The 19,470-nt window shown below is 43.3% G+C and carries 16 protein-coding genes; 4 read left to right on the forward strand and 12 right to left on the reverse strand.

What is annotated here, in order from left to right; all coding sequences use genetic code 11:
* Positions 1 to 4 precede the first annotated feature (4 nt).
* On the forward strand, positions 5 to 670 hold the full coding sequence (locus A3774_RS14370; RefSeq protein ID WP_067869082.1) for a carbonic anhydrase: 666 nt from the start codon (positions 5 to 7) through the stop codon (positions 668 to 670).
* 10 nt (positions 671 to 680) lie between these two features.
* Here A3774_RS14370 and A3774_RS14375 read toward each other — a convergent pair whose 3' ends face one another.
* The 3 genes from A3774_RS14375 to A3774_RS14385 form a co-directional block, all read right to left on the reverse strand.
* Complete coding sequence (locus A3774_RS14375) at positions 681 to 1,190, reverse strand: DUF6942 family protein (protein WP_067869085.1); 510 nt, start codon at positions 1,188 to 1,190, stop codon at positions 681 to 683.
* A 59-nt stretch (positions 1,191 to 1,249) separates the two neighbouring features.
* The gene (locus A3774_RS14380; RefSeq protein WP_067869088.1) at positions 1,250 to 1,600 is read right to left on the reverse strand and encodes a ribbon-helix-helix domain-containing protein; all 351 of its coding nucleotides are present in this window, start codon (positions 1,598 to 1,600) and stop codon (positions 1,250 to 1,252) included.
* Between the two features lie 89 nt (positions 1,601 to 1,689).
* Positions 1,690 to 2,259: a DJ-1/PfpI family protein gene (locus A3774_RS14385; RefSeq protein ID WP_067869091.1), complete on the reverse strand. Its 570-nt coding sequence runs from the start codon at positions 2,257 to 2,259 to the stop codon at positions 1,690 to 1,692.
* A 455-nt stretch (positions 2,260 to 2,714) separates the two neighbouring features.
* On the opposite strand from A3774_RS14385, the gene A3774_RS14390 reads away from it, so the two are divergent.
* Both A3774_RS14390 and A3774_RS14395 read left to right on the forward strand, forming a co-directional pair.
* Positions 2,715 to 5,189, forward strand: coding sequence for a two-component system response regulator (locus tag A3774_RS14390; RefSeq protein WP_067869093.1), 2,475 nt, complete (start codon positions 2,715 to 2,717; stop codon positions 5,187 to 5,189).
* Between the two features lie 28 nt (positions 5,190 to 5,217).
* Positions 5,218 to 7,005 (forward strand): thiamine pyrophosphate-binding protein, encoded by a 1,788-nt coding sequence (locus A3774_RS14395; protein ID WP_082792453.1) that lies wholly within the window; start codon positions 5,218 to 5,220, stop codon positions 7,003 to 7,005.
* Between the two features lie 13 nt (positions 7,006 to 7,018).
* On the opposite strand, the gene A3774_RS14400 is transcribed toward A3774_RS14395, so the two are convergent.
* The 6 genes from A3774_RS14400 to A3774_RS14425 all read right to left on the reverse strand — a co-directional run bounded on the left by A3774_RS14400 (position 7,019) and on the right by A3774_RS14425 (position 14,539).
* Entirely contained in the window at positions 7,019 to 7,843 is an 825-nt protein-coding gene (locus A3774_RS14400; protein ID WP_067869096.1) for a citrate synthase family protein, read from the reverse strand.
* Positions 7,830 to 8,654 carry a citrate synthase family protein gene (locus tag A3774_RS14405; RefSeq protein ID WP_067869099.1) on the reverse strand — a complete coding sequence of 275 codons (825 nt, stop codon included), beginning with the start codon at positions 8,652 to 8,654 and terminating at the stop codon, positions 7,830 to 7,832. Before A3774_RS14405 ends, A3774_RS14400 begins: the two co-directional genes overlap by 14 nt.
* A gap of 28 nt (positions 8,655 to 8,682) precedes the next feature.
* Positions 8,683 to 10,809, reverse strand: coding sequence for a TonB-dependent receptor plug domain-containing protein (locus A3774_RS14410; protein ID WP_067869103.1), 2,127 nt, complete (start codon positions 10,807 to 10,809; stop codon positions 8,683 to 8,685).
* Between the two features lie 57 nt (positions 10,810 to 10,866).
* On the reverse strand, positions 10,867 to 12,438 hold the full coding sequence (locus tag A3774_RS14415; protein ID WP_067869106.1) for a sensor histidine kinase: 1,572 nt from the start codon (positions 12,436 to 12,438) through the stop codon (positions 10,867 to 10,869).
* Between the two features lie 9 nt (positions 12,439 to 12,447).
* The gene (locus A3774_RS14420; protein ID WP_082792454.1) at positions 12,448 to 13,407 is read right to left on the reverse strand and encodes an ABC transporter substrate binding protein; all 960 of its coding nucleotides are present in this window, start codon (positions 13,405 to 13,407) and stop codon (positions 12,448 to 12,450) included.
* A gap of 370 nt (positions 13,408 to 13,777) precedes the next feature.
* A complete protein-coding gene (locus A3774_RS14425) occupies positions 13,778 to 14,539 on the reverse strand; it encodes a nuclear transport factor 2 family protein (RefSeq protein WP_231867997.1) in 762 nt (253 codons plus the stop codon).
* A 289-nt stretch (positions 14,540 to 14,828) separates the two neighbouring features.
* Here A3774_RS14425 and A3774_RS14430 point away from each other — a divergent pair, with 289 nt between their 5' ends.
* The gene (locus A3774_RS14430; RefSeq protein WP_067869112.1) at positions 14,829 to 15,713 is read left to right on the forward strand and encodes an AraC family transcriptional regulator; all 885 of its coding nucleotides are present in this window, start codon (positions 14,829 to 14,831) and stop codon (positions 15,711 to 15,713) included.
* Positions 15,714 to 15,728: 15 nt separating this feature from the next.
* Here A3774_RS14430 and uvrD read toward each other — a convergent pair whose 3' ends face one another.
* The 3 genes from uvrD to A3774_RS14445 form a co-directional block, all read right to left on the reverse strand.
* A complete protein-coding gene (gene uvrD, locus A3774_RS14435; RefSeq protein ID WP_067869115.1) occupies positions 15,729 to 17,939 on the reverse strand; it encodes a DNA helicase II in 2,211 nt (736 codons plus the stop codon).
* Positions 17,940 to 18,104: 165 nt separating this feature from the next.
* Positions 18,105 to 19,064, reverse strand: coding sequence for a homoserine kinase (locus tag A3774_RS14440; protein WP_067869119.1), 960 nt, complete (start codon positions 19,062 to 19,064; stop codon positions 18,105 to 18,107).
* A gap of 36 nt (positions 19,065 to 19,100) precedes the next feature.
* Entirely contained in the window at positions 19,101 to 19,379 is a 279-nt protein-coding gene (locus A3774_RS14445) for a DUF2782 domain-containing protein (RefSeq protein WP_067869122.1), read from the reverse strand.
* Between the last annotated feature and the right edge of the window lie 91 nt (positions 19,380 to 19,470).

Below are 19,470 nucleotides of genomic sequence, written 5' to 3' on the forward strand. Positions count from 1 at the left end.
TATTATGGAAAAAATCATTAAGGGTGTGCTGGATTTTAAACTCAATGTTTACCCAAAGCGGAAAGATCTTTTTGGTGAGCTTGCTGATCAAGGGCAGAGCCCAGAAATACTTTTCATTACCTGTTCCGATTCACGGATTGATCCTAATCTAGTTACAGGATCCCATCCTGGGGATCTCTTTATTTGCCGTAATGCAGGTAATATTATTCCGCCTCATAATAATGAAACCGGTGGTATGACCGCTTCGATCGAATATGCGGTAGCTGTACTAGGAGTGCGGCATATTATTATCTGTGGTCATACCGACTGCGGTGCGATTAAAGGCGCATTGGATATTGAGGCGTTAAATGGGTTGCCTCATGTTAAAGAGTGGCTTGGGCATTGCCGTTCAGCGATGGAGATTGTTCGTGAGCGTAATGGAATTCCTTGGAACCAAGGAGTTGATTCTTGTCATTTAAATGAAGCGATTGAAGAAAATGTACTGCAACAAGTTCAACATCTTCGCACCCATCCTGTTGTTGCCGCTAAATTAGCGACGGGAAAAATTGAGATTCATGGTTGGGTTTACGATATTAAGTCAGGTTCCATACGCTGCTGTCGCCATAACGATAATGAATTTAGCGACTTTCACGAGCTTTATGCGGAGCTGATTTCTAGTCTTTCGGAATAGGAATCATCTTTTATAGGTTTCCGCTGCGTATGGCTCGTACTAGAGCTACTAGCTGAGTGATGCGGGCATTACTCAGTTGTCGATAGTCTAAATAAGGACATAGAATCAAAGGTTGTTGAGTACTGACTGCAAAATGCTCATCTAACCACGTTAGGTGAGCAAGCTTTAATTGTTTAGCGTAGGCCTTTCCTGCCACTATATGGATGGTATCTGCCTGTTCGAAAGAGGGTGGAGAGAACAGCAAAGCTTCTCTGCTTTCTGCCTGAAATAGAAAGATGTCGCGGTAATCCTGCCAAGTGAATGTTGCATCAAATTGTTTATTTTCTTGGTAAAGCTCAAATAGAAACTTAGCACTTACATTAAATATTTTACGCCAATGGTTACCCGTTGCTTGCCCTATGTAGTGTGCTTCCTCGGGCCGAAGTGCTTTGATGGTTGATAAGTTTTGGTAATCATCAAGGGGTGGCCTATTAGCAATATAGATAGCAAGGTTAAAATCTTTAGCGCCAAAGCCGACCATACAAAATGTTCCGATGTTAATGAGGAGCGTTATCGTTATTTCAGGTCAAGTAGAGTAGCCTAATGTCGCTGCTCTATCTCATTCATTAAGATTGAATCTGCATCAAGTGTATTAATGGAAACCTCGCCATCAACTGGAATATCCCCAGTCAACTGTAAAGCGATATAGCGCATACAACAGACTCTTAGAAAGGATGTAAAGTTGCCTAAGTCATGCCCTGCATCGATTGATTCATGATAAAGACGGGTAAGCATCTGGGGAATATTCATCTGATCCCGCTGAGCGATATTTTCTAGAGTACTCCAGAAATAATTTTCCAGACGAACGCTAGTAACCATACCGTCTATACGAAGAGAGCGAGTGCTGCTTTTCCATAACTCAGGATTCGCGTTGATAAATAATTTACACATGAAGAGCGGCTACCTGATCTAAAGGATAGGTGTTTTATTATAGAGGTTTTTTAAAGAGCGACTACCTTAAGGGGTAATCGCTCTTAGTCTTACTTATTTAGTAAAGCGATAAACTGAGATAGCCATGCTGGATGAGCAGGCCAAGCAGGGGCTGTTACTAAATTCCCATCAGTAATAGCGGCGTCGATCGCTATCTCTGCATAAATCCCACCGGACTGGTTTATTTCAGGCATACAAGCGGGATAGGCGGAGCAGTTTTTCCCTTTTAATACGTCAGCGGCTGAGAGTATTTGTGCGCCATGACAAACCGCAGCGACTGGTTTGTTCGTTTCAAAGAAATGCTTCACCATTTTTAGAACATTAGGATTAAGGCGTAAATATTCAGGCGCCCGTCCACCTGGAATAACTAAAGCATCGTAATCGTCTGGCTGAATATCGGCAAAAGAGGCATTCAGGGTGAACTTATGGCCAGGCTTTTCGGTATAAGTTTGATCTCCTTCAAAGTCGTGAATTGCTGTTGCGACAGTGTCTCCCGAAACTTTATTTGGGCAGACCGCATCGACGCTGTGACCGACGGCTAAAAGTGTTTGAAAGGGCACCATTGTTTCGTAGTCTTCAGTGAAATCACCGGTGATCATCAGAATTTTTTTATTGTTCATGGTTTGCTCCGTATGAATTTAGGTTTATCTCTTCGCACAAAATAACAGGCATCAGATCAGAGGAGGTATTAGAGGGTTACTACGTGGTTTTATGGTGTAAGGGTAAGTACGGGGACGATATACGGTGAATCGATGTCGTTTAATTATTAATAACTACGTTAGTATAAAAAAACTGTAGTTACTTATTAAACGATCGTTTTAATGTAACAAATAGGCTTTATTTATCAGATAATTAGTGGTTTTTACTTTTCTACAAAGATTAGATCTTGAAAAGAGTAACTAAATGCGAGAGTCTATGGCAGGGCTGATTTACTATAATAATAGGTAGTGTATGGATAATCAGATTAGGCAGACAGATCTCAAACAAAACCTTTTTATGCTAAAAGGTTTCACTAGGGTGTTCTCTCTTCAGACTCATCGTTCCTTGAGATCTAACCAGAATAGCTGTGAGCAATATGACGGGTAATCTTCAGCTATTACTGGTTAATGGTGATCTTGAACAATCGGAGACACTATCTACTTATTTAACAGAAAATACTGGCTTTAATGTTATTGTGGCACGCTCAGGTACTGCTGCGGTTGGAATGTTAAAGCAGTTACGAATTCATTGTGTTGTTAGTGATATTTATTTAGAGGGACTAGATGGTTGGCGATTAGCCCGTATGGTTCGTTCAGGCATATTTAATTGTAGTGCCGATATTCCTTTTATTATTGTTTCCTCTACCTGGTGTAAGCGCATTGCTGAAAAAACAGCTCGTGAGTTCGACATCGACCATCTTTTACCTTTCGAACAGTACCCCCGCCTTAAAGAATTATTGGAACAGCCAGCTGCTCTTCATCGGGAATTACGTAAAGATAGGATTTTAGCTATAGAGGATACGGCTGAGACTGCACACCTTGTACAGAGAATATTACAACAACGTTTTGAAGTTGATATAGCCTCAGATGGTATCAGTGGTTTAGCACAATGGCGTGAGAAAAAGCATCCAATTGTTCTACTTGATGTGATGTTGCCGGGCATGTCGGGCCCTGAAGTTATGGAGCAGATATTAGCTGAAAACCCTGCGCAAACTATTGTAATAATGACGGCTCATGGCACTATGGATTTGGCCGAGAGTTTAGTGCTACAAGGTGCCGCTGACTTTATTAGCAAACCGTTCCAAGCTAATCAATTACGTAAAGTGTGTGAGATCGCGGCACATAGAGAAGATTTTCTTATCAGTAATGAGCAGTTTGCAGAGACGGTTGCTCATCTGGAAGAAAGTAAAGAGGCACTGGAGAGTTTAGCGCAAGAGCACAGGAATATTCTTGATAACCTGACTACCGGTGTTTTAGAACTTGATAGCCAAGGGCGTATTGTTTTTGTGAACAAAGCTTGGTTACAAATGATAGGTGAAACTGAATTTAGCGCTTTGGGTAGTGACTTTATTGATGTTGTGTATATAGACCCATTAAGTTCGACACATGAGATTAAGCATGCGCTTACCCGTATTATTGCCAAGCCGAGTGAACGTTTTCGACTCGAATTTAAAATTAAAGATAAGTTTAACGAGGCGATTTGGGTTGAGGCTCGTTTCAATGGAATGCAGCGTAAAGGGCAAGCGCTGTCAGTTTTTGTAGCGGTTGATGATATATCGGCTAGACGAAGAGCTGAACAGCGCCTAGAACATTTAGCGATGCATGATAGTTTGACGGGGCTACATAACCGTTACTTCTTTGATAATGAGTTAATGCGCGTGGCAGCTTTTGCTCGTTATAGCCAGATCCAGTATGCATTGCTGTATATAGATTTAAATCATTTCAAAGCGATCAATGACACCCAGGGGCATCAGAAAGGCGATATTGTTCTTAAAGATGTCGCCGAGAAATTACAGCAGCGTATGACAGAAACAGAAAGCTTGTTTCGTATCGGAGGTGATGAATTTATTCTCCTTTTAAGTGATACCGATTCACAACAGGCTTATGATATTGCTATACATATTTGCAAGCTGATTGAGGAGGAGCAATATCAGTTTGATGATCAGGTTTTTAAAGTTAGCTGTTGTGTAGGTATCAGCTTGATCGATGGCAGTCTTGAGAAGCCACAAGATTATTTACAGCGAGCGGACATCGCCTTATATGTAGCTAAACGTTATGGCCCAGGTGGTGTTCATTTACATACTGAACAGGATCAAGAGGGCGATGATGTACGCTTGAGTATGCACTGGTTGTATACCGTAAGGCACTCCATTGAACGGGATGATATCGTCCTTTATTATCAACCGGTTTATCACATCCCCACTGGTACTATTGCTTATTATGAGGCGCTTGTACGTTTAGTGATTGACGATAAACTTGTGTATCCGGGCGAGTTTATTTCGGCTCTTGAGCGTTTTCAGGAAGCGTCGTTATTGGATAAGCATGTTATATCGAAAGCGATAAAAACCTTAGCGGATTATCCGAGACTGCCTAAGCTTGCAATAAATTTATCGGCTCAAGCCTTCCATAATGAGCAACTCGTACCCTTAATAGAGCAAAAGTTAGCTGAGTATAATGTTGATCCGGCGCGGGTTATTTTTGAGCTGACAGAGAGTGCGAGTTTAACCAATTTGAGTGCGACCCAAGCTATGGTGAAAACTTTAACTGAAATGGGTTGTGCTTTTTCTATCGATGACTTTGGCACCGGCTTTAGTACCTTCTCTTATCTAAAATCATTCCCTGCGGAGACAGTAAAGATAGATGGTTCTTTTGTTAAAGAGCTGAAGAATAGTGATATTGATCGTGCCTTAGTCCGCTCTATTAGAGACGTGGCATGGACGCTTGGAAAAATGACAGTGGCTGAATTTGTTGAAGATCAAGAAACGCTCGACCTATTGAAAGAGTTTAAGGTTGAATATGCCCAAGGTTATTTTCTTGGTAAACCCGCCCCCATAGAAGCTTTAGGTATCTAGTATCTAAGGGGTTTGCCGGAGTCGCAAAATGTTGGAGATCGAACTCCCTATTGATATTAATCATAACTCTCTAGATCAGAATTCGCGGGAGAGTAATCAAGCGACCTCTCTCGGTGAAGGCGCTTGTTATAGTGATTTACTGGTAGAGTATCTCAATCAAATTAATGTCAAAAAGGTCTTTGGTGTCCCTGGGGGGGCGATTGAACCCTTTTTTGATGCCGTAGCTAGACAGTCGCATGCAAGACAGATAGATATGGTTATCGCTCGGCATGAAGCTGGAGCGGCATTTATGGCTGATGGCTATGCGCGAGAAGTTCACTCTCTCGGTGTGTGTTGTGCCACGACAGGGCCGGGGGCGACAAATCTTATCACCGGCGTAGCAAGTGCCTATGCGGATAATATCCCGATGTTGGTTATTACTGCTCAAACGGCACTTCCAAAGTTTGGCAAGCAAGCTTTGCAGGATAGCTCTAGTACCGCAATTGATACTGTAGGTATGCTGCGTTATTGCACTAAATTTAATACCTTGATCTCTCACCCTGATCAGTTCGAACATGCGCTTATTTCCGCTATTATGGCGGCAAATACAGCACCAAGAGGCCCTGCACATCTGAGTGTGCCTTCTGATATTTTTAACACCCCTCTTGTTGAGAAACCTATAGTTCGCTCCCATGCTTTGCGTCAACATTTGGTGACTAGTGACCCAGCTAGCCAAGACAAACTGCGACAAGAGCTCTTAGCGGCCAATAGAGTTGTGATCTTACTAGGTGACAACTGTTATCAGGCCAGCAAACAGATTATTCAATTTGCTGAAACCTTTAACATCCCTGTGATTAGTGGGCCTATGGGGAAACGTTGGATTGATGAGCGACATCCGTTGTATTGTGGTGTCTTTGGTTTTTCTGGCCATGATCAGGCTAGAAAGCTTGTTATGGATCAGCAGTATGATTTGTTGTTAGCGGTAGGTACCCGATTAAGTGAACTAGGAACTAATGGTTGGACGCCCTCCATACTTAATAACAAGCTGATTCATATTGATAGTATCTCGCAGTATTTCAATCAGTCGAGTATGGCCCGACTTCATGTGTTGGGCCCTCTGCCGCAATTATTTGCGAAATTAACGACTCAACTTCAGGGTAAGGAACGCGTTGACCGCTGGTGGGAGTGTGATACTCGTACAGAGACAGGGCTTTTAAACCAAGCAGAAATGGATCTTGCGCGTAGCTCCGATCTACCCTTAAAGCCGCAACGCCTATTTCATTATTTAGGTGAAACACTTCCTGAGCAAACAAGAATTTTTATTGATGCAGGTAATGCTTGGGCTTGGGCGACTCATTATATGTTGCGCAGTGATGATCAAGGTTATTACCGTATCGCTATGGGTTATGGTTCTATGGGCTGGGCTATAGGCTCATCTGTAGGGTCTGCAATTGCCAACCCTAATGCGCCCCATCTATGTATTACTGGAGATGGTAGCTATCTTATGAGTGGTCAAGAAATTACGGTGGCTCAGCAGCAAGGTGTGCCTTTAGTGATGATTATCTTAAATGATAGTGCGCTAGGAATGGTCAAGCATGGCCAACGTTTAGGAGGGGCTGAGCCTATAGGTTTCGCGCTTCCGGTCATCGATTATGCCGCGATGGCCTCTTCAATGGGTATCCAGAGTATAGGTATAGATTCGTTTGACGCGCTAGATAAGCTTGATTTTTCCGCGCTATTTTCTCGTTCGGGTCCCACATTAATTGATGTAAAAATCGACCCTGAAGAGGAGCCGCCCATGGGCGAGCGGATTAAAGGATTAGCCTCGAGTAAGTAAGCCGCTGTTTAAGTTAAGGGCTTGGCAAATCACGAGGCGCTACACCTGTGTAGATAATATCTTGGCACTGTAAAGGCAAATAACTTCCCGCTGTATTATCTGCCGCTTCGGCATAACAGGCGTGGACTCCAGCACTTACCCAAAGCGCCATAATGCGGCTTAGATCTGGATCAGAAAAACCTTGGTCGGCAAGAAAGGCTGCCATATATCCCCCAAAGTTAATCGACTCACCTTCTTGAATCGTTAAATATTCACTGATCTCTAGTGCTAGGCTCTCATGGGGGCCTATCTCGAAACCTAGTTCTCTGCTTAAGCGATACATTGCTGTAACACGCTCATCCCCTTTAGCTATAGGGCGGGCAAAGCCAGGGAGACTGTGATTATTCCCTTGTCTGTTTTGAATAAGTTCAAATAGCGTTTGCCCTTGATTTTTATCTTCTCGGGCTTGTTGAATGAATTTTAGACAAGGGGTGATAACGCCTGGGCCATAAAGTAATGCATCTGATGCTTGGATTCCTGCACTAATCGCTGCGACAGGGCGTGTTTTTACCGATCCGGCTAATGCCGCTATTTGATTGCACCATATACGTGAATCGGGCCAGCTCAAACAGCTAAAACAGTTTTCCAACCAAGTGGCTAAGTTTTTATCAGGCAGACGCCCCGTGGTATTTAAAACCAGCAGTTGGAACCAAGATATTTGACCGATTAGGTCGTCCATCATCGAGTATCCGTGGTTATAGACTGCATCGCCGATCTTCCAGCCCCCTTTATTGCTGGTGATTTTATTTCGATGTTGATCCCAATGCTTCCAGCAGGGATCCGTCTTATTTGATGACATAGTTTTCCTCGGCTAGGAAGGGCATTTCAGTAATCGGGCTATTCGATTTTTCTGCTGCTTGTGCTGCAATACCTGGTGCACAGGCTATTTGGAAAATAAGTTCCCCTGTATAGGGAGTAAAACCTAAGTCGAGCAGACATGCGCCAGCTAGGCCTGCGATTCTCCAGCTTAACGTTAGCTCTTCATCTATACCGTCCAGCATCGCGTGCGCCCAACGTAAGTGAGGGCCCGGAGAACAGTGATTAAAAACGTTATCGGCGATTTTTTGTGTATAGTTATCAATGCTGCCATAGAAGGTACCAAACCCTGGCGCTGGAATAATGTCTCCTTCATCGGTTTGAGCTACGAGTATTTTGGCTGCTTGGGTTAATGCTTGTGCGCCCATTCGAGGTGTGACTTGCTGATTATTTTGTAGGTATTTCATCGCTTGGAACACCTCATGGCTACCTCCTTGTTCACCACTGAGTACGTTTAGTGACAAAGGAAGAATGTGGCTAACATGAGTTTTACTTACAGCGGCATTCATTGCAGCTCGACAGGCATTATGCCGAGGTCCGGGATGAATAAGGCTTGTTAATAAATGTTCAAATAGCTGATGCTGCTCGGGAGTAGGTAGTTCACCCTGAAACATAAGGAAGAGCACTTCGGTATAGCTGCGATTATTAATTAAAGCGAGGTGTTCGTAACCGTGGCAGCGTGCCTCACTTACAGTGTATGGATTGGTTGTTGAGGGTGTTTCCTGCCAGATGGATGTGCTAGTTTTTTCACAGAAGGCATCGTTACGGCTATGTTCATCTACTTTTTTTACCATGGTTACTCTAAATCTCTATAGGTAAATTTTAGAAGCGATACTCTATTTCAGCCCAAATACTTCTGCCTTCGAGTGGGTAATCATCAGGAATGGAGCTGCTTGAAGGTTCGCTTGCATAAGTATCAAACAGATTTTTTACGATCAATGCGAGTCGTACCTGTTTTTTTAACATGTCGTGTGTGACCTTCGCATTGACCCAATGGTAATCGCTGACCTTAGCTCTATTGTCCCCTTCCTCTCTTTCTCTAGAGCCTATCCAATAATGTTGGAGAGAGCCTGACCAGTTAGGTGACAGTGTGTAATTTAAGTCTATATAAGTGCTATGTTGAGGTACGTTAGCAACAGGCATATTGGTATCTGCATTTGTTGCATGTTGGTAGGCATAGTTGGCGTTGAGGCTGAGCTGTGGATTAATTTTCCAATCCCACTCAAGTTCAGCGCCGTAACCATCTTGATTACCTATATTTTGATATTGGATCATACTCCCGGTGGTTACCGTATCAATAAGGTCTGTGGCGGTATAACTGTATAGACTGAGTCTTAGGTTGGTATCGAAATGAGGGCGATAATCAAAGGCTAATTCATAGGTCTCGATCTCTTCCGGTTTTAAGTCAGGATTACCCAAAGCCGCTGGATTATTAATTAGATGTTGTTCACTGAAAGAGGGTGCACGGAACGCTGTGCCGTAAAGTAGGCGGGTTGTTAAGTTGTGTTGAGTAAGCCACACCAAGGCCAGTCGAGGGTTGAGGGTGTTACCAAAATCTGAATAGTTATCCCAGCGTAAGCCGGCCGTAAATGACCAGTCATTATTTAACTGCCACTGATCCTGGGCTGACAGAAAGTATGCAGTTCTTCGTTGGGGTTGCAGATAGATATCGGCACTACCGCTTACGTTAGTCAGTGTTCCGTCTACTGTACCTTCTGAGCCATCGATAACACCGGGGCCAAAGTTTTTATACTCTTCAGTGCGGATCTTGTCTTGGCTCCAGCCTGATGCAATCCTTATAGTGTGATTATCGTAGCCTGAATAGATACCGGCGAGCTCTAAACGTGTAGTTTCAGCTAGGGAGTAGGGGTTGCCTATATACCCATCAGTAAAGGTGACAAGGCCGGAAAAGGGGTCAGAAAAGGCGTTTCCATCACTCCCAATCGGTAAGGCACTACCTTCTGGGAAAAGTAAGAAGTAAGAGTCACTAACCGTTCTCAGGTAAGATAAATCAGCTTTGAAATTGAAATGATTTGTTAGATCTTTGTCATAGTTAAGATGAGTTAGAAACTGTTCTGCATTTTGATAACCGGTGGAGTCTATTGCGAGAGATCCCCCTTGGCCGACCCCTGCGCTATCCTGCTTCCAATACCAGTTTTTCCAAGACCAATTACCTAGTGATAGATCAAGTTGTAGATTCGTGACGTCATAGCCCGTTTGTAAGGCGTTAGGGGCTTCGGATGCACTGGTTCCGTAGAGGTCATCGAAGGTTGATTGTAGGTCTGTATTTACAATGCGGCCACTATCTCCATCACTGGTTTGATTGTCGAGTGAAAATGAGACGGAGAAGTCATCCTCAACAAATCCTTTTCGTAGCCAAGTGTCTCTACTGTCAAAACTGCCAACACGTATACCCGCTGCACCTTGTTGGTTTTCTGCTGCCGTGCGGGTAATGATATTGATCACGCCGCTAAAAGCGTCAGCGCCATAGACCGCAGACCCTGGGCCTCGAATAACCTCTATACGGCTGACATTGCTTACCGGCATGCGAAAGGTAAAAGCAAGGCCACCGTTGTAGTTATGTTTTAACTCAATACCGTTAAGTAAGATTAATATCTGTGGGTTGAAGCCTGTTTGTATTCCTCGGACTGAAAGTACGGGGTCTAGGCGGCTTAAATCGGATGGCATTAAGTGTAGGCCGGGTATACGCTCTAAGACTTCGAACAGGTGGGTTACACCCATAGATGAAATCGTTTCTGCGTTAATAACACTGGCTACTGAGGGCGCTTTGCTGATCGGTGTATGTGTTCCTGTAGCAATACTAACTAAGGCCTCCTCGCCAAAGAAATCTGCAAATTCGCTTCCTGGGGCGAAGTTGTTCTCTTCAGCCGCAGTAACCTGGGCAAAGAGAGATGTTAGCAGTGTGAGTATGCTTAGCCTTTTTTTCATAACGCCTACTTTAAATAACCCCAAGTTATTGTAGTGGCTGGTGAGTGAATTACCAGCTTAATACTTTTCTTCATTGGGTATAGTTATCCAGAATGTAAAAACACTACCCTTATTGGGTTTGCTTGATACAGTGACGGAACCTCCCATCATTTCGGCATAGTGTTTTGCTATAGCCAGTCCTAGCCCGGTGCCTCCATACTTGCGTTTTACACTTCCGTCGACCTGTTTGAACTTATTAAATACTTGAGCAAGCTGTTCTTTAGGAATACCTATTCCTGTATCGGCGACTTCCCAATAAATTTTATTTTGCTCCAGATAGCACTTAAGAGAGATCTCTCCCTGCTCTGTGAATTTGCAGGCATTTGATAATAGGTTGAGTAATATTTGCTGAATCTTTTCTTTGTCTACATTTAAGTAAAGATCCCCAGAAGGGTGGTCGATGGTGAAACGATTTTTATTTTTTGCGGCCAGTGGACGTATAGTATTTTCAGTCTCTTTGATTAGATCGGTGAGTGAGCATTGCTGTGCGCTCAGATCCATTTTACCGGCTTCACATTTAGCTAAATCTAAGATGGCGTTAATTAGGTTTAAAAGCCGCTGTGAAGAATGTAAGGCTGAATTAAGGTCCTCAACTTGAGCGTCAAATTCAGGATGTATTTCAAGCTCTTCTGTAACCAATTCAATATAACTAGTTACAGCTTGTAGAGGAGTGCGTAGTTCGTGACTGATATTGGCTAGGAACTCCGATTGAGTCCTCATGGCAACTAATGCTGTATCACGCGCGGCGACTAGTTCATGAGTACGGACTTCAACTTCAGATTCAAGGCCTGTGTTTAATTCTATGAGCTTGTTTTCTTGCTGCTCTAAGGAGTTCATCATGGCATTGAAGCTTCTCGCCATTTGTTGAACTTCTCTAGGCCCTTCTATTTCTGCAACTAGATGATCGCCTGAGGTTTGTGCCTCATTCATCGTTTCAGATAGTTGGGAAAGGGGGCTTGTTAGATGACGAAGTCCTCTATTTAAGAGCCAGATTAACAGTATGGATATGATTAACGTGACGAGCAGATTGTAGATGATGAGGTTATTAATCAGCTTAACAAGGGACTCTTTGGACACTTTAATCATAACGTAACCAAGTAGCGATTTTGTATTGTTCTCTAAACTGAATTCTTGAGCACCGCTATCGTTGCTTAATGGATCGGTATTTTCCAAGTAGACGGGGGCGGCAATAAACCAAGCGCTTCCTGTATTTTTGACTGTCGTGGCGGCGTTAATCGGGAACCAAAGATCTAAGTCGGAATTTTTCCAATCGACATCCCCTTGCTTAAGCAATAGATCTAGGCTGTCTGAGAAAATAGCGACACCAGTAACATCGTTGAAGCCTAGTACCTGGGATAGAGCGTCATGTGCATTTTCTTTGCTTGCAGTGATCAAGGAGAGCACGCTGAGATGGGCTAAGTTATCAGCTATGCGTAATGAATTTTGCTGCAGAACTTGTCGGGATTGATTATACGAGACCCATACCGCGGTGACTGAGCTGGTAATAGAGAGTAGGCAGATAGATACAATCAGAAACAAGAGCAGTTGCTGCCAAATACTTTTATGTCTGTGTCGACCAAAAAATATCATCTATATGCCCTAAAATCCGGATTGAGGAAAAGTCTGATAAAAAGAGTTTTTCATTGTTGCGTTATATTCTAAGCCTAAGTGGGAGGCGGTTCTCAAGTTCACACCCACTTGTCGAGTTAGGGATAGTTCTACACCAGGACCTTTCTCTCCCTTCTTCATATTTGCCACCATACGGGCCAAACGGGAACCATCCTGCATATTGTCGGGGAAAAGGGTAAAAAGGAAACCACGACGGACATGGCCTGGTTTACTCGAGAAAACGACAAAGTTTCTATCCCAAGATTCGCGCAGTAATAGGGGCAATATGACGTTTTCGTTAGCAGTGGTCGTATCTAACGGTAACCAAATAGCATCAGTCAGGCTGTCCGCTTCTTGCAATATTGTTTGATAGCGCTCAACGGCCTCACCTAAATCAGCAACTTTAGCGGTAATGAGCTTTAGCTTCTTTTTGGCGGCTGCGCGTTGTGCTTTTTCAATCAGCCATTCACTTTGGTCTGTGTATACCACGTGAACTTGGCGAGTGTTTGGCGATAGTATTTTTAATTGATCAAACAGGTTTGCAGGATCTGCGATTAAGCTGACACCAGATATATCGTTGGGTCTTATAGGTAGAGCCCCCGTAACAAAAGGGTATTTTCCTCGGAGGGTATTGTTGTATGCATAACCTCTGCGTCCTAAAGTGATAACTCGGTCAACACCATCGGTGTCCATTTTGTTTAGCAGGGCATCGGGAGCTAGAGGTTTATCTATAGAGTATTTAATCACTTTCCCTACATGCTGAGTTTCAATCCCTTCAATTATTTGTTCAAAAACCTGTTGGTAGGGTGGTGGTAGATCGGGGTATATAACCGCAAGCGTTGCCGCCGCTAATGGATAGCTGAGAAAGGTTAAGCATAAGGCTATACAGGGCAAGAGCCATCGACAGATGAGTTGCTTAGGTCTATAAAAAATCCGTTTAATTCTTGCCATAAGCAGTGATTGGTCTGCATCTATTTTGTATGAGATTTAGAGGGAGGAAGGTAAAATTCAGATAGTCTTATTGCTTCCTATGGACCTAACGCGCACTTTTTTGACAAGTATAACCTGAATTGATATTGATCTCGATAGGTAGGTTTAACGGTACAGATAAACCAAGGAAAGGGGCTTTTATACTGCTAAAAACTGTGTCTATTTTTGCATGGTAAGATCAGACAAGGGTTGAGACAAATAAGAATGATCTATCTATAGATCTTGTCTGCTTTATTAGGCTATATGGTGTAAGAGACCCTCCGCGACACTGTAGATATCAGAGGGCCTTTTAGTGACTATTTATAAGCCGATGATTATAAGCTAATCAGGTTTAAAATTTACCGTTGTTGTTTTTCCATGTGTCTTTGGTTGGTATTGCTTCGATGGTGTCCCAATGCTCGGCGATTTTTCCGTTTTCTACCCGAAAAAGGTCATAAAAAGATGTGTGTTGCTCTGCGAAACTGCCTTCGCTCACCACTAAAACAAAGTTACCTTCTCCCAGAACGTGGTGGACTTTTTCATACTTCATCTGAATACCTTGTTTTGCAAGGGCTTCCAATGCTGCCCCTAATCCAGATAAACCATCGGCAATATTAGGGTTATGTTGAATATAGTGGTCACCATTAAAGTAACTTTGTAGTTTGCTCATTTCACCATTGAGTAAAATATCAGTCACAAAGTTTGTAACGAGCGTTTTGTTGGCTGCACTTTTGCTAAGGTCTGTTACCTCTAGAGCACCATCGATCATAGTACGACCACTCGGGTTTGTAGTTTTCGGTGTCTCTTGAAGGTTATCCCAATGTTCAACAATTAAATCATCTTCAAAACGGAAAATATCAAAACCTATTTTAGGTCCAAAGAAATTATATTCCGTATGGGTGAAAACGTAGTTACCGTCTTGGAATGCGCGGACTGTATTTACCTTCGCTGAGTTTGCCGGTAGGGCAGCTAATACTGCGCCGAAACCGCTTAAACCATCGGCAACTGCTAAGTTGTGTTGTGTATATTGGTTAGGGTTTATATAGGAGACAGGCTTTGATTCATTCGTCTCTATGCTTTTAAGCAAGTCGACCACTTTTTGTTTATAACTCATTTGCGTTTCTCCTGTTTCTGCCATTGTGTTGGATACGCATGTAGTGGCGAGTAATCCGGCGATTACCGTGCAGCGTATGGTTTTGATCATTGTTGTTTTACTGTTTTTTAGGTTCATGTGGGTTATGTCCAAATAAGATAGAAACCGCTATTAGCTCGTGGTGTATTTATGTCTAGTTCTCTTTTTCTTTAGCTATCTTCTTAGAAATAGTGCCTTATGGAGAGGTAGCTATATTGTTTATAATGATCAAAATCGAGCGTTTATTAAAAATATGTGATTTGGGAAAGTGATGGAGCCGATTAAACAGACCTCATTTGAAAATAAAGAACTAACCGCTTTAGGTATTGAGCCTATTCGGCTGGAAGATATGCGTGATAAGTTGCCAGCGGTTGCCGAGCGGCTTGAGTTTTACATATTGATATTAGTGACAGCAGGTAGCGGCAAGCATAGTGTGGATTTTGTTGAGTATGGGTTATCGACGGGCTCATTGCTGTTTGTGCGCCCAGGTCAGGTTCAGGAGTGGAGTGATTATGCTGAGTTAGATGCTGAAGTGGTGTTGATTGATCCTAAGTCGTTACCTTATGGCGATAATATGTATGCAGCGGATAGCAGCTTACTGGCACTTGATCGTTGGCAGAATTGCACCTTATTACCTAGCTCGCTTTATGATGACTTATTGGCTGCATTGTTAAGACTAAGGCGGGATTTTACTGCTTTTAATGGCTCCCAGTTGGATATTGCGTTGGTGAGGCATGAAGTATTAAGTATTTTGCTTCGTTTAGCCCGTTGGCAGGATCAGCTCTCATCAATGGTCAGCCTGCCTAGTCGATCACAAAAGACATACCAGCTTTTTATTCAGTTGTTAGAGCAACAATATACTGCGCAGCATAGTCTGAATTATTATGCGCAGCGTCTAGGTTATGCACAAAGTACTTTAAGTCGCGCCTGTCTAAAATATGAAGGGGTCTCTGCAAAAGTAGTTATAGATCGTCGTATTGCTTTGGAGGCACAGCGAATTTTAGCGCATAGTCGTGCATCGGTGGCTGAAGTGGGGTTTTATCTAGGTTTTAGTGAGACGACGAACTTTATCAAATTCTTTAAACGTGTACTTGGCACAACCCCAAGCGTTTTTCAGCGAAATGCTCGGGGAAATCATAACCCTAATCCTATATAGAATAGGGCTGTTTTTTTATATAGTTTGTAGATTTGCAAACCCAACCACTAACCATTTACTCCCTTCATAGTCGAAATTCACTTGCACTCGAGCTTTAGCACCAGACCCTTCAAAGTTTAGCACTGTACCTTCACCAAACTTACTGTGGTTAACACGTTGCCCTAGCGCCAGATTTGTTTCGGGAATTTCACTGCTACTGAGTGAGTTACTACCAAATAGACTACTGCCAGAATCATTGTAGCGGCTAGTCATTGGCCGACTAACGCTAGCGTTGAGGCGCACCTCCTCAATCAGTTCATTTGGAATCTCTTTAATGAAACGAGAGGGGCGGTTGTAATTATCTTGGCCATGTAAACGGCGTGATTCCGCATAAGTGATGTAGAGCTTTTGCATAGCGCGGGTAATCCCGACGTAACAGAGGCGGCGCTCCTCTTCGAGGCGGCCAGGTTCCTCGATAGACATCTTGTGTGGAAAGAGACCTTCCTCAACCCCCGCTAAGAAGACTTGAGGGAATTCTAAGCCTTTGGCTGAATGTAAGGTCATTAACTGGACACTATCTTGGAAATCATCAGCTTGGGTGTCGCCGGAGTCTAAGGCTGCTTGATCTAAGAATGCGGCGAGTGGAGAGTTAAACTCCTCATCCAAAAACTCATCCCACTGACTGTTAAACTGCTTGGCAGCGGTGACGAGTTCCTCTAAGTTTTCGATTCGGGACTGGGCTTTTTCGCCTTTCTCTTTTTTATGGTGTTCAACCAAACCTGCATGTTGAATCACATGTTCTGTTTGTTCATGGAGCAGGGTGTCTTCGGTGTCTTGTGCCATTTGGTTAATTAAATCGATAAATGACTGTAGAGCATTGGTGGCGCGAGCGGGCAAGCGTTTTAGCTCTACAATCTCATTTGATGCGCGCCACATCGAGATCGATTGGCTACGGGCATGTTCACGAATGATTTCCACCGTACGTGTACCTATACCGCGTGTAGGCACATTAATAACACGCTCCATGGAGGTATCATCATCTCTATTGTTAAGTAAACGTAAGTAAGAGAGGGCGTTTTTAATTTCTAAGCGTTCATAAAAGCGTTGGCCGCCATATATACGATAGGGAACACCACTGCGAATCAGTGCTTCTTCAAGTACCCGGGATTGAGCATTAGAGCGATAGAGAATGGCACATTCTCTACGCACATTGCCGTCTTGCACCCATTTGCTAATCTGATCGACGATAAAGCGTGCTTCATCTTGCTCATTAAATGCAGAGTAGAGCGAGATAGCTTCGCCTTCGCCTGCATCGGTATGGAGTTCTTTCCCTAGACGGCCTTGGTTATTACGGATGACTTCATTGGCTGCACGTAGAATTGTTTCAGTCGAGCGATAATTTTGTTCAAGTTTAATGGTTTCTGTGCCGGGGAAATGGATAGAAAGATTTTGAATATTTTCTATCTTTGCGCCACGCCAGCCATAGATGGATTGGTCATCATCGCCTACTGCCATTAGTTTACGTTGCCCACCGCATAGCATCTGTAACCATGCATATTGGATGCTATTCGTGTCTTGAAACTCATCTACTAAAATGTAACGAAAACGCTCCTGATAGTGAGCGAGTAGCGCAGGGTTTTTATCTCTTAGTAGTTCCAGTGAGCGTAGTAATAGCTCGCCAAAATCTATCATACCGCCTCGTTCACAAGCGGCTTCATAGGCTTGATACATGGAAAGCATATTTCGATCAGTTGGATCGTTACGGGGCTCTATATGTTTTGAGCGTAAGCCTTCATCTTTTTTATCGTTGATGTACCACTGGAATTGGCGCGCTGGCCAGCGCTTATCATCCAAGTTCATCTCTTTTGCTAGACGCTTGATGACACGAAGCTGGTCATCGCTATCCATAATTTGGAAGTTTTCTTGTAACCCTGCATCTTGCCAGTGAGCACGTAATAAACGATGGGCTAAACCATGGAACGTGCCAACCCACATGCCTTGTGGATTAATGCCGAGCAACTCTTCTATACGGCCACGCATCTCTTTGGCGGCTTTGTTGGTAAAGGTAACAGCCATAATCGAGTAGGGTGACATCTTTTCGATCTGAATAAGCCATGCAATACGATGGACCAGTACGCGAGTTTTACCAGAACCTGCGCCAGCAAGGACAAGGAGGTTCTGTACGGGCGCTGTTACGGCGCTACGCTGGGCATCATTTAGCGAATCGATTATATGGGTTACGTCCATTGCTACTCTTCAGTCACTGTATAAATAATCAGTGAAGGATTATAACAGTTGCTATGGAGTTTAATAGTAACTAAGGGGGATGGATGAGATGAATTACCTTAATGCATAGAAGGTTAAAGCCCCTGTAAGATGAAAAGATCTATATACAGGGGGGGCTGGCGTAAATTAGTCGGGCAATTGGCTGGGGTGTTGGCGCCTGAATAGTAAAATTCGTTTGAGCTCATCAGGATCTTTTAGTTTTTGTTCACTATTTTGATCTAACCAAGGAATGAGTCGCGAGAGCCAAAAGCGCATGGCGGCGGTACAGCTCAGCACTGCCCAAGCTTCTCGGTCTCCTTCAGTGAATGGGCGAGCTTCATTGTAAGCCTTGAGTAGAGCCTCCTCCCGTTGGTGGTCAATTGAACCGTCGGGGTTGCTACACCAATCATTAGCAACAATCGCTAGATCGAATAACAGAAAGCCGGTAGCTGCGTTGTATAGATCTAATACAGCGCTGACATCGGTTCCCTGAAAAAGCACATTGTCATGGAATAGGTCACCGTGAATTGTGCCTACTTTTATATCACTCGGGTTATCTCTAAGTTGATCAAAGCGTTGTACTTCCTCTTTTAATAACTTTTGGTCATCCGTCGATAGCTTAGGTGCAATCAGCTCACTTTCTCGACGCCACCAGAAAACACCGCGGTGTGCTTGCCGTTTTAAATAGAAGTCGGCGGCGGCAACGTGGAACTCGCCTAAAACTTTACCAATAGCCGCACAGTGTTCCGCTGTTAACTCTGATTGACCAACATGTTCGCCGTAGAAGCGAGGTTGGATGGCTGCTGGACGGTTTTTTAATTTTTTAAGGCCGATACCATTACGATCATGTATCGCAAAAGGCACATCTATATCTCTATCGGATAACCATTGGCAAAGCTCGACAAAGTAGGGAAGCTCTTCATAATTGAGCTCTTCAAAAAGAGTAAGCACATACTCCTTTTGTATGCCTTGCTTTTCCAGGGATAGGAAATAATTGGTATTTTCAATACCGCCTTCAATACCCTTAAAGTTGACCAAAAAACCAAGATCAAAATCGCGTAGAAATTGGTTCAGATCATCTTCATGTAGTTGTGTATAAACAGCCAAAAGTGTTACTCAAATAGTGGTTAGTGATTGCTGTAATTACCAGCGGAATAGCACCCATTTAGGGATTAACATTTGCGACGCTTCTTGGCGGATAAAATTGCCTTCACCCGGTGCAGGCACTAGGTAATATTCTTTGCCCTGTTTTGGAACCACTTTAATCTCTTTTAATTCACCGTTTATGCGGTACTCGTAGTAGGTTTTATCTGAATCATTGTAGATAGTGATCTGTGGCTCATTTTCATCTACAAGGGGAGGTACTTCCGCTTGTGCGAGAGGTGTAATTAATAGTAAAGCAGCTAATAGTAGCTTTTTCATAACGCTTCCTTCTTTAAATATATGAAGACTTCTTCTTTAGGCGATTTAATTTATCGACTATGATCAGTCCCTGATGATAACTAACTCGGGT

Origin of the sequence: Neptuniibacter marinus (genome assembly GCF_001597725.1) — a bacterium.
In the GTDB taxonomy this organism is placed as follows: Bacteria; Pseudomonadota; Gammaproteobacteria; order Pseudomonadales; family Balneatricaceae; genus Neptuniibacter; species Neptuniibacter marinus.